The organism is Cereibacter johrii (assembly GCF_001720585.1).
GTDB classification, from domain to species: domain Bacteria; phylum Pseudomonadota; class Alphaproteobacteria; order Rhodobacterales; family Rhodobacteraceae; genus Cereibacter_A; species Cereibacter_A johrii.
The window spans coordinates 1-9,628 of the sequence record NZ_MABH01000032.1 but is presented as its reverse complement, the minus strand read 5'-3'; the positions used below and the strand labels follow the sequence as shown (position 1 = coordinate 9,628).

Below are 9,628 nucleotides of genomic sequence, written 5' to 3'. Positions count from 1 at the left end.
GGGCCTCGAGGCGCGCGAGGCCCTCCCTCCGGTCCAGGGGCTCGAGCAGCGCCAGCACCGCGCGCGCGGCCGCGTCGAGCGCGGGGTGACGGGCCAGATCGGGCGGCGCAGGCATCGCTTTCTCCTCGGGGCACGGGCATCTGGCATCCTCCTTGCAAGTCCCGGTCCAGATGCCGCCCGCGCGGCGGCGCCAAGGAGGAACGGATGACGGGATTTCGCGATCAGCTGGGGGTCCATGCCCAGGCCCTCGTCCTGCGCGAGACGCGCAACAACCTGCTGACCTCGAACATCGCGAATGCCGCGACCCCGCATTACAAGGCGCGCGACATCGATTTCGGGGCGGAGCTCGCCCGGGCATCGGGAAACGGCACGCTTCGCACCACCGAGGCGCGCCATTTCGCGGTGGGCGGACCTGCCGCGACGGGCGAGGCGCTCTACCGCGATCCGGTCACGCCCGCCCTCGACGGCAACACGGTCGAGATGGCCGTGGAGCAGATGGAATTTGCAGAAAACACCCTGCGCTACCAGACGAGCCTCGCGCTCCTCAACCGGCGCATCTCGGGCCTGATGACGGCGATCAAGGGGGAATGATGAGCGGGATCGACAGTGTCTTCGATGTGGGCGCGCGGGCGCTCTCGGCGCAGATGGTGCGGATGAACACGGTGGCGAGCAACCTCGCCAATGCGGGCACCGTCTCGGACAAGGCGGAGACGGCCTTCCGGCCGCTGCGGCCCGTGTTCGAGACGAGCTATGCCGATGCGGTGGGCCGGACCGGCCTCTCGACGACGGATGTGGCGGGCGTCGTCAGCCTCGACCGCGAGCCGGCGCGGGTCTACCGGCCCGATCATCCGCAGGCCGACCCCGAGGGCTATGTCTGGGAGGCGCCGGTCTCGGTCGACGAGGAGATGGTCGAGATGATGGAGGCGAGCCGCCAGTATCAGAACACGCTCGAGGCGGTCTCGACGCTGCGGTCGCTCATGGCCCGCACCGCCAGCATGGGGCAGTGAGATGACGAATGCCGTCGACGCTTCCTATGCCGCGGGCCTCGCGCTCCAGACCACGACGCAGGCCAAGGGCAAGTCGAACCTCGGGCAGCAGGATTTCCTGACGCTGCTGACCACGCAGCTCCAGAACCAGGACCCGTTCCAGCCGATGGAGAACGGCGAGTTCCTGGCCCAGATGGCGCAATTCTCGACCGTTTCCGGGATCGAACAGCTCAACAGCACGCTGAGCGGGATCGGCGACGGGCTCGGCGCCTTCCGCACCGCCACGGCCGCCTCGCTGATCGGCAAGTCGGTGCTGGTGCCGGGCACCCTCGTGCGCGCCGACAGCACGGGAACGGTGCGCGGCGCGGTCACGCTGACCGATCCGGCCGAGGCGCTGGTCGTGACCTATTCGAACAGCGTGACGGGCGAGCTTCTCCACAGCCAGACCTTCGGCGCCCAGAATGCGGGCGATGTGGGTTTCGCCTGGGACGGCGTGCCGTCCTCGCTCGTCTCCTCCCGCGTGCCGCTCCGGGTGAGCGTCACGGCCGCCTCGAGCGACGGCTCGGTCCCGCTCGCCCCGAAGGTCTATGCCCGTGTCCTGTCGGTCGGCACCAGCGCCGACGGCAAGAGCACGGTCCTCGAGGTCGAGGACAAGGGCAACGTCGCCGCCGACACCGTCACCTCCTTCCGCTGATCCCCGACCCACAGGAGCCACTCCATGTCGATCAACACCGCCCTCTCGGGGCTCTCCGCCGCCCAGCACGACATCGCCGCCACGTCGCACAACATCGCCAACGTGGGCACCATTGGCTTCCGCGGCAGCCGCGCGGAATTCGCGGACGTGTTCAACTCCTCGCCCTACAGCATCTCGCGGACGGCGGTGGGCTCGGGCGTGCAGACGCTGCGCACCGCCATGCAGTTCAGCCAGGGCTCGGTGGTGGCCACGGGCAACACGCTCGATCTGGCCATCGAGGGGCAGGGCTTCTTTGCCACCGAGCCCGCGGTCGGGCCCAATTCCGCCAAGCCGGAGCCGATCTACACCCGCGCGGGCGCCTTCGGCCTGAATGCCCAGGGGGTGGCGGTCAATGCCTCGGGTCAGAAGCTCCTTGCCTGGCCGGTGAGCGTCGAGGGCGATGCGCTGAGCCAGGTGCCGGGCTCGGCCACGCCGCTGACCATCCCGCTCACGATGGGATCGCCGGTGGCCACGAGCACGGTGGCGCTGTCGGTCGATCTGCCGACCGACGATGCGATGCTGGGCAAGCAGGCGGCCGTTCCGCCGGCCGCGGCCTTCGATCCGGCCGATCCCACCACCTATGCGGCCGTCACGGCGGTTCCCATCTTCGATGCGAAGGGCAATGCCGTCGAGGCGGCGGCCTATTTCATCAAGACCGCGAACCCCACCCCGGGCAATCCCCAGACCGGCTGGTCGGTGCGGCTCGTGGTGGCGGGCGAGCCGCTGACGCCCGCGCAGGGCGACCTCACCTTCGACGCGACCGGCGCGCTTTCGGGCGGCACGGGCGCGCTCAGCTTCACGGCGGCCTCGGGCATCGGCTACACGCTCGATCTCACCGAGACCGAGCTCGCCGACCGGAGCTTCGAGGTCAATACCGTGAGCCAGGACGGCAAGAGCGCCTCGGCGCTGACCAGCCTCGAGGTGGATGCGAGCGGCACGGTCTGGGCCGCCTACGGCGCGGGCAGCCCGGTCGCCATGGGGCAGGTGGTGCTCGTGACCTTCGCCAACCCGCAGGCGCTGCGCCAGCTCGGGGCCTCGGGGTTCGCGGCCACCGCCGATTCCGGCCAGCCCGTCGCGGGCACGGCGGGCGATTCCGGCTTCGGGATCATCCGGGCCGGCGCGCTGGAACATGCCAACGTGGACCTCACCGAGGAGCTCGTCCATCTTATCACCGCGCAGCGCAACTATCAGGCCTCGGCCAAGGCGATGGAGACCTCGAACTCGCTCATGCAGACGATCATGAACATCCGCAGCTGAGGCGGATCATGGACCGGCTGATCCACACCGCCCTGAACTCGCTGGCGAACCTGCGCGATACGCGGGTGATCCAGGCGCAGAACCTCGCCAACCAGACCGTGCCGGGCTTCCGGCGCGACCTGACGAACGAGGGCGACGCGCGGTTCCTCAAGGCGATGGACGTGGCCTCGGCGCGGGCCTTCCAGACCGAGCGGGGGCCGCATCTCTTCTTCGCCGCGCCGGGCCTTCTGAACCAGACCGGCGAGCCGATGGATGTGGCCATCGCCGAGGAGGGCTGGTTCTTCGTCCAGCCCGAGGGGGGCGAGCCTGCCCTCTCGCGCCGAGGCGACCTGCGGCTCACGGCCGACGGGCGGCTTCAGAACGGGGCGGGCGAGGCGATGCTCGATCCGGCGATGCAGCCGATCGAGCTGCCCCCCGTGCGCGCGCTCATCGTCGACGAGACGGGCCGCATCCTCTACGAGCCGCAGGACGGCCCACCTGGCCAGCAGGTCGAGGGGCCGCTCCTCGCCACCACGATCCCCGACGGCGTGACGCTGCGCAAGGATCCGGACGGCCAGATCCGGGCCGGGGACGAGCCCCTGCCGCCGCCCGACCAGCGTGCCCGCGTGCTGCAGGGCGTGCTCGAGGGCTCGAACGTCAACACGATGGAAGAGCTTGTGTCCTCGATCGAGCTGCAGCGCGCCTTCGAGCTCAACCTCCGCATGATCTCCTCGGCCAAGGAGCTGGACGAAAGCGGCGCACGTCTCCTGCGTCCGCCCGAGTGAGCTGTGGCACGGGGCTTGCACCGGGACTGGCGTAGCGCCTGAAGGAGCCCCGCATGTCCACCAATGCGATGCATGTCGCCTCGACCGGTCTCAATGCCCAGCAGACCCGGATGCAGGTGATCTCGAACAACCTCGCCAACGTCAACACGACCGGGTTCAAGCGCGACCGCGCGAATTTCGAGAGCCTCCTCTACCAGACCTGGAAGCCCGGCGGGGCGCAGACGTCGGAGGCCACCGCCATGACCTCGCCCTCGGCGGTGGGGACGGGGGTCCGGGTGGTCTCGACGGAAAAGCTCTACACGCAAGGCTCGCTCGCCAATACCGGCAATGCGCTCGATCTGGCGATCGACGGGCCGGGCTTCTTTCAGGTGCTGATGCCCGACGGGCGCATGGGCTACACCCGGAACGGCACCTTCTCGCAGAATGCCGAAGGCACCATCACCACCCCCTCGGGTTATGTCGTGCAGCCCGAGATCCAGATCCCCGAGGGCGCGGTCTCGGTCACCATCTCCTCGGACGGGATCGTGTCGGTGCTGATGCCCGACGAGACCGAGGCGCAGGAGGTGGGCCAGATGACGATCGCCACCTTCGCCAACCCGCGCGGCCTCCAGCCCGTGGGCGAGACCTTCGCGGTCGAGACCGCAGCCTCGGGCGAGGCGGTGATCGGCAACCCGGTCGAGCCCGGCTTCGGCAAGCTCGTGCAGGGATCGCTCGAAGCCTCGAACGTCAATGTGGTGCAGGAGCTGGTCGACATGATCGAGACCCAGCGCGCCTACGAGGTCAATTCCAAGTCCATCTCGGCCTCCGACGAGATGATGCAGTATCTTGCCAACAAGCTCTGAGGCGCAGATGTCCCGCCGCATGCCCCTGTCCGCGCTGGCCCTGCTGCTCGCGCCCGCCGCCTGCTCGACCTATGTCGAGGACCGCGCCTCCGAGGCCTGGGCCCCGGTCTATCCGGTCGAGGAAGCCGGGCGGCTCGACAGCCTGCCCACCGGCGGGATCTACAGCAGCACCTCCCGCGGCCTCTTCGTCTCGGACCGGCGCGCGGCGCGGGTGGGCGACATCGTGACGGTGGATTTCCACGAAAAATTCTCGGCCTCGAAGTCGCAGAGCGCCTCGGGCTCGCGCAAGAACGACTATGAGATCGACCTGCCCGATGCGCTGACGCTGGGGCTCGACGACGGGGTGCTCGACAATTCGACCGATCAGGGCTTCTCGGGCAAGGGGGCGGCCTCGCAGTCGAACTCGCTGCGCGGGCGGATGTCGGTCTCGGTCACGCGCGTGCTGCCGGGCGGCAATCTCGAGATCATGGGCCAGAAGCTCCTCACGCTGAACAACGGCAACGAATATGTCCGGCTGAAGGGCGTGGTGCGCCCCGAGGACATCGGCCCGGACAATGTGGTGACCTCGGACCGTATCGCCCATGCCGAGATCAAATATATCGGCGCGGGCGACACGGCCGATACCGCGAAACCCGGCTGGCTGCGGCGCGGCCTTTCCGTGGTCTCGCCGCTGTGAGACGCGCGCTCCTTCTCGCAGCCCTTCTGGCCTGCGCGCCGCCCGCCTTCGCCGACCGGCTGAAGGACCTGACGACGGTGGCGGGCGTGCGGTCGAACCCGCTCGTGGGCTATGGCGTGGTGGTGGGCCTGTCCGGAACCGGCGACGGCAATTCGCAGCTCACCCAGCAGTCGATGCAGTCGCTGATCTCGCGCCTCGGCCTCTCGGTCGAGACGGGCGACCTCAAGGCCAAGAATGCCGCGGCCGTCATGGTGACGGCCGACCTGCCGCCGTTCCTGAAGATCGGCCAGACGCTCGACGTGACCGTCTCGACCGTGGGTCAGGCCAAGTCGCTGAAGGGCGGCACGCTGCTGATGACGCCGCTCATGGGGGCGGATGGCGAGGTCTATGCCATCGCGCAGGGCAATCTCGTGGTGGGCGGGCTCGGCGTCGAGGGCAGGGACGGCTCGTCGCTCACCGTGAACATCCCGACCGTGGGTCGCGTGCCCCGCGGCGGCATGGTCGAGAAGATGGTCGAGACGCCCTTTCTCGAGACGGACCATCTGGTGCTGAACCTCAACCGCGGCGATTTCTCCACCGCGGCGGCCGTGGCGGAGGGCGTGAACCGCACCTTCGGGCCCGACGTGGCGGTGGCGCTCGACGGGACCTCGATCCGCGTGCGCGCGCCGGCCGATCCCGCGCAGCGCGTGTCCTTCATGAGCCTGCTCGAGAATGTCGAGATCGACCCCGCGCCGCCCGTGGCCAAGGTGGTGGTCAATGCCCGCACCGGCACCGTCGTGATCGGCGGCACGGTGAAGGTGACGCCCGCGGCCGTCACCCACGGCTCGCTCACCGTCCGCGTGACCGAGGATCAGCGCGTCTCGCAGGGGGCGAGCGTGGTGGTGGGCAACAACGCAACCGTGGTGGCCCCGGGCGAGCCTGTCGTGACGCCCGACAGCCGCGTTCAGGTGGTCGAGGAGCCGGCCAAGGCCTTCGTCTTCGATCCCGGCGTCTCGCTGAGCTCGCTGGTCGATGCGATCAATGCGGTGGGGGCGAGCCCCTCGGACCTCGTGGCGATTCTCGAGGCGCTGCGCGAGGCGGGGGCGCTGCGCGCCGAACTGGTGGTGATCTGATGGATCTGAAACTTCAGGCCCTGAACCCGCTGTCGCTCGCCGGCAGCCGCGCCCAACCTGCGGGCCGCGAGGATCTGCGGCAGGCGGCCGAGGGGTTCGAGTCGCTCTTTCTCACGCAGCTTCTGAAGGCCGGCCGTGCGGGCCTGCCGGGGGGCGATATCCTGGGCTCGTCCGGCGTCGATACGGCGCGCGACATGCTCGACATGGAGCTTGCGAAAAGCTCGGCGGGGCGCGCGCGGCTGGGCATCGCCGACGCGATCGAGCGCCAGTTCGCCCCTCTCGTGAGGGAGCACAAGTCGTGACCACCCCCACGCCGGAGGCATTCCCCGACCGTCCGGGCCTGCCGCCTGTCGCTGCCGCGGGCCTGCCCGTCCTTTTCGCCAGACCCGTCCGGGAGACCTGACCCTTGTCCATCCTCGACATCGCCCGCTCGGGTCTTCTGTCCTACCGTTCGGCCCTCTCCGTCACGGCCGAGAACATCGCCAACGTGAACACCGAGGGCTATGTCCGCCGCGAGACGGTGCTGGCGCAGGTGCCGGGCGGGCAGATCGGCCCGACGAGTGCCGCGACCTCGGGGCAGGGGGTGCGGGTCGAGGATGTGCGCCGGGCCTTCGACGGGCTGGTCGCCCAGCGGCTGCGCACGGCCGAGGGCGCCGCCGCCTCGGCCGAGACGCTCGACACCACCGCCGGCGCGCTCGAGAGCCTGTTTCTGGCCGGGGCGGGCAGCGTGCCCGAGGCGCTGACGGGCTTCTTCGACGCGCTCAACGGGCTCAGCGCCACGCCGCGCGACGGTGCGCTGCGGCAGGTGGTGCTGGCGGCGGGCCAGACGCTGGCCAGTTCCTTCACCACCGTGGCGAGCGGGCTCGCCGGGCTCCGCGACGAGGTGGCGGGGCTTGCGGGGCAGACCGCCTCCGAGGCCTCGCAGACGCTTCGGCAACTGGCCGAGCTGAACGGGCGCATGACCGGCGCGCAGCAATCGGCGATGAACCCGCTTCTGGACGAGCGCGACCGGCTCCTCGGCGAGCTCTCGCGGAAGGTGGGGATCCAGGCCAGCTTCGACGCTCTGGGCCGCACGACCCTGACGCTCGGCTCGGCGCCGGGCGGGCCGCTGCTGCTCGAGGGGACGGTGGCGAGCACGCTCGGCGTGGCCGAGGCGGGCGGCCTCGTCCTTGAGGTCACGCGGGCCGGCGCGACGCTCCAGAGCCGCCAGATCACGGGGGGCAGCCTGCAGGGATATGCGTCGGCGCTCTCGGCGGTGGACAATGCCGCGGCCGAGCTCGACGGGCTCGCGCGGCAGCTGGTCGCCGAGATGAACACGGTCCATGCGCAGGGGATCGATCAGGTCGGGGCCCGGGGGGGCGATCTCTTCGCGCTCGAGGGCTGGCAGGTCACGGCCGACGCCGGCAACCGGGGCACGGGCGGCGCGTCGGTGGTGGCCTTCGACACCGCGACGGCGCCCGGCCCGCTCACGCTGGTGCACGATGCGGCGGCGGGGCTCTGGCATGCCTACGATGCGGGGGGCACGCTCCTCGGCAGCGGCGCCGAGACGCTGGCGCTGCCGGGCCTCACGCTGCAGATGACCGGGGCGGCCGGGGATGGCGACCGTCTGACGGTCTCGCCGCGCGAGGGGCGGGCGCTGGACATGCGCTTCCTGCTGACCGACACCCGCCAGATCGCGGCCGCGGCGCCCTATATCGTGTCCGCCGCCAGCGGCAATGCGGGCTCGGCGCAGGCGAGCTTCCTGCCGGTGACCTCCACGCTCCCCTCGACCGGATCGCTGGGCAGCCTTCTGACGGATGCGGGCGGGGCCGATGCCGCAACGCTGATCCGCGCGGGCGTGGTGGGCCACATTCCGGCCGGAACGGGCTCGGTCACGCTGGCGAGCCTCGGCAGCCAGTCGCAGCAGGAGTTCCTTCTGTCCGACCCCGCCGCGGCAGGGGCCACGACGCTCTCCTTCTCGATCGGGGGCACGGTCCACAGTTTCGATCTGACGGCGCTGGGCGCCACGAACCCCACCACGCTCGCCGCCGCGCTGAATGGCGGCGCCGTCAGCACCGGCGGCCAGACCCTCGCCGATCTGGGCGTCACGGCCAGCGGCAGCACGGGGCGGTTCACGCTGACGCTGGGGCAGGGCGACTTCGATGCCGGCGCCAGCGTCACGGGATCCGCCGGGGCCGTCGCGGGCAGCCTGACGCCCGCCGAGCCCGCGGGCGGAACGATCCAGATCATCACGCGGGACGGACGTCATATCGCAGGCACCGCGCTCACGGCCGAGGAAGCCGCGCTTCTGCTGACCGAGGCCAACGGCTTCCTGCCGGGCGCGGTCTACGATGCCTCGACCCTGAACGGCGCCGGAGGCACCGGCTATCGCGGAACCGGGATCGCGGGCGCGATCCTGCCGGGCGAGCCTGTGCTGTCGCTCCATCACGCCGATCCGGTGGCCGGCAGTTCGGGCCTTCTGCCCCCCGCCTCCGCGCGCCCGAGCCTGACGCTCGAGGCCGCCGGAGGCCTTCCCCTCGCGGTGCAGGTGCCTGCGGGCGCCTCGGCGGCCGAGATGGCGCAGGCGATCAACGCGCTCGGGGCCGGGATCGAGGCCGAAGCCCGCACCGGCGTCACGATCGAGGCGCCCGCCGACGGCACGCTCAGCTTCGCGCTCACCGGCACCAACCTCTCGCCCGTCCGCATCAGCGGCGCCGTCGCAGGCGGGCGGATGGATGCGTTGGCGCTGGCGGTCAATGCGGTGAGCGCGGCCACCGGCGTGCGGGCCGAGCTGTCGCCGGACGGAGCGCGGCTCCTGCTCGTTCAGGACGGCGGGGCCGACATCGGCATCGCGGGCCTCCGCCACGCGGGCGGCGCCGCCGTCACCTTGCAGGGCACCGACGCCGAGGGCAGCCCCGTGGGCACAGCCCTCACGCTGTCGGGCACGGCCGACAGCGCGCGTTTCACGGGCGAGCTGCACCTTTCGTCGGCGAGCGGCTTCTCGGCCGATCTGGGCGGCGTCCGGCAGGATGCCGCCGTGGATGCGATGAGCGGCGGCCTCGTCTCGCGCACGGTGAGCGGGGCGGGCGGCGTCCAGACCTATGGCTTCACCTACGATCCCGCCTTCGACGGGGCAGGGCTCTCGGCAGACGGCACCTTCGCGCAGGCGGGCTCCGCGCGTTATGCGATGACGGTGGGCGGCCGGACGGTGACGCTCGATGCCGCGGCGGCGGGCGTGAGCGACGGGGCCGGCGTGGCCTCGGCACTTGCGGCGCTCCT

The 9,628-nt window shown here is 71.0% G+C and carries 10 protein-coding genes; all 10 read left to right on the top strand.

Features of this window, described 5'->3' with window-relative positions; translation table 11 throughout:
* The first annotated feature begins 204 nt into the window (after positions 1 to 204).
* Positions 205 to 591, top strand: a complete 387-nt coding sequence (gene flgB / locus A9O63_RS01665; RefSeq protein ID WP_069330368.1) for a flagellar basal body rod protein FlgB — start codon at positions 205 to 207, stop codon at positions 589 to 591.
* On the top strand, positions 591 to 1,007 hold the full coding sequence (gene flgC, locus A9O63_RS01660; RefSeq protein WP_011841196.1) for a flagellar basal body rod protein FlgC: 417 nt from the start codon (positions 591 to 593) through the stop codon (positions 1,005 to 1,007). Before flgB ends, flgC begins: the two co-directional genes overlap by 1 nt.
* Position 1,008: 1 nt before the next feature.
* The gene (locus tag A9O63_RS01655; protein ID WP_009563952.1) at positions 1,009 to 1,680 is read left to right on the top strand and encodes a flagellar hook assembly protein FlgD; all 672 of its coding nucleotides are present in this window, start codon (positions 1,009 to 1,011) and stop codon (positions 1,678 to 1,680) included.
* Positions 1,681 to 1,704: 24 nt separating this feature from the next.
* Positions 1,705 to 2,976, top strand: a complete 1,272-nt coding sequence (locus A9O63_RS01650) for a flagellar hook protein FlgE (RefSeq protein WP_069330367.1) — start codon at positions 1,705 to 1,707, stop codon at positions 2,974 to 2,976.
* Between the two features lie 8 nt (positions 2,977 to 2,984).
* Positions 2,985 to 3,740, top strand: a complete 756-nt coding sequence (locus tag A9O63_RS01645) for a flagellar basal body rod protein FlgF (RefSeq protein ID WP_069330366.1) — start codon at positions 2,985 to 2,987, stop codon at positions 3,738 to 3,740.
* Positions 3,741 to 3,793: 53 nt separating this feature from the next.
* The gene (gene flgG / locus A9O63_RS01640; protein WP_069330365.1) at positions 3,794 to 4,582 is read left to right on the top strand and encodes a flagellar basal-body rod protein FlgG; all 789 of its coding nucleotides are present in this window, start codon (positions 3,794 to 3,796) and stop codon (positions 4,580 to 4,582) included.
* Between the two features lie 7 nt (positions 4,583 to 4,589).
* Positions 4,590 to 5,258 carry a flagellar basal body L-ring protein FlgH gene (locus A9O63_RS01635; RefSeq protein ID WP_069330364.1) on the top strand — a complete coding sequence of 223 codons (669 nt, stop codon included), beginning with the start codon at positions 4,590 to 4,592 and terminating at the stop codon, positions 5,256 to 5,258.
* Positions 5,255 to 6,370, top strand: a complete 1,116-nt coding sequence (locus A9O63_RS01630; RefSeq protein ID WP_069330363.1) for a flagellar basal body P-ring protein FlgI — start codon at positions 5,255 to 5,257, stop codon at positions 6,368 to 6,370. The genes A9O63_RS01635 and A9O63_RS01630 overlap by 4 nt, the downstream gene beginning before the upstream one ends.
* A complete protein-coding gene (locus A9O63_RS01625; protein WP_069330362.1) occupies positions 6,370 to 6,672 on the top strand; it encodes a rod-binding protein in 303 nt (100 codons plus the stop codon). The genes A9O63_RS01630 and A9O63_RS01625 overlap by 1 nt, the downstream gene beginning before the upstream one ends.
* 104 nt (positions 6,673 to 6,776) lie before the next feature.
* On the top strand, positions 6,777 to 9,628 hold a 2,852-nt coding region (flgK, locus tag A9O63_RS01620; RefSeq protein WP_069330361.1), incomplete at its 3' end, for a flagellar hook-associated protein FlgK.

Bases quoted from the DNA above. Each gene is read 5' to 3' on its own strand.
- flgB (WP_069330368.1), top strand. From the start codon at position 205: ATGACGGGATTTCGCGATCAGCTGGGGGTCCATGCCCAGGCCCTCGTC.
- flgC (WP_011841196.1), top strand. From the start codon at position 591: ATGAGCGGGATCGACAGTGTCTTCGATGTGGGCGCGCGGGCGCTCTCG.
- A9O63_RS01655 (WP_009563952.1), top strand. From the start codon at position 1,009: ATGACGAATGCCGTCGACGCTTCCTATGCCGCGGGCCTCGCGCTCCAG.
- A9O63_RS01650 (WP_069330367.1), top strand. From the start codon at position 1,705: ATGTCGATCAACACCGCCCTCTCGGGGCTCTCCGCCGCCCAGCACGAC.
- A9O63_RS01645 (WP_069330366.1), top strand. From the start codon at position 2,985: ATGGACCGGCTGATCCACACCGCCCTGAACTCGCTGGCGAACCTGCGC.
- flgG (WP_069330365.1), top strand. From the start codon at position 3,794: ATGTCCACCAATGCGATGCATGTCGCCTCGACCGGTCTCAATGCCCAG.
- A9O63_RS01635 (WP_069330364.1), top strand. From the start codon at position 4,590: ATGTCCCGCCGCATGCCCCTGTCCGCGCTGGCCCTGCTGCTCGCGCCC.
- A9O63_RS01625 (WP_069330362.1), top strand. From the start codon at position 6,370: ATGGATCTGAAACTTCAGGCCCTGAACCCGCTGTCGCTCGCCGGCAGC.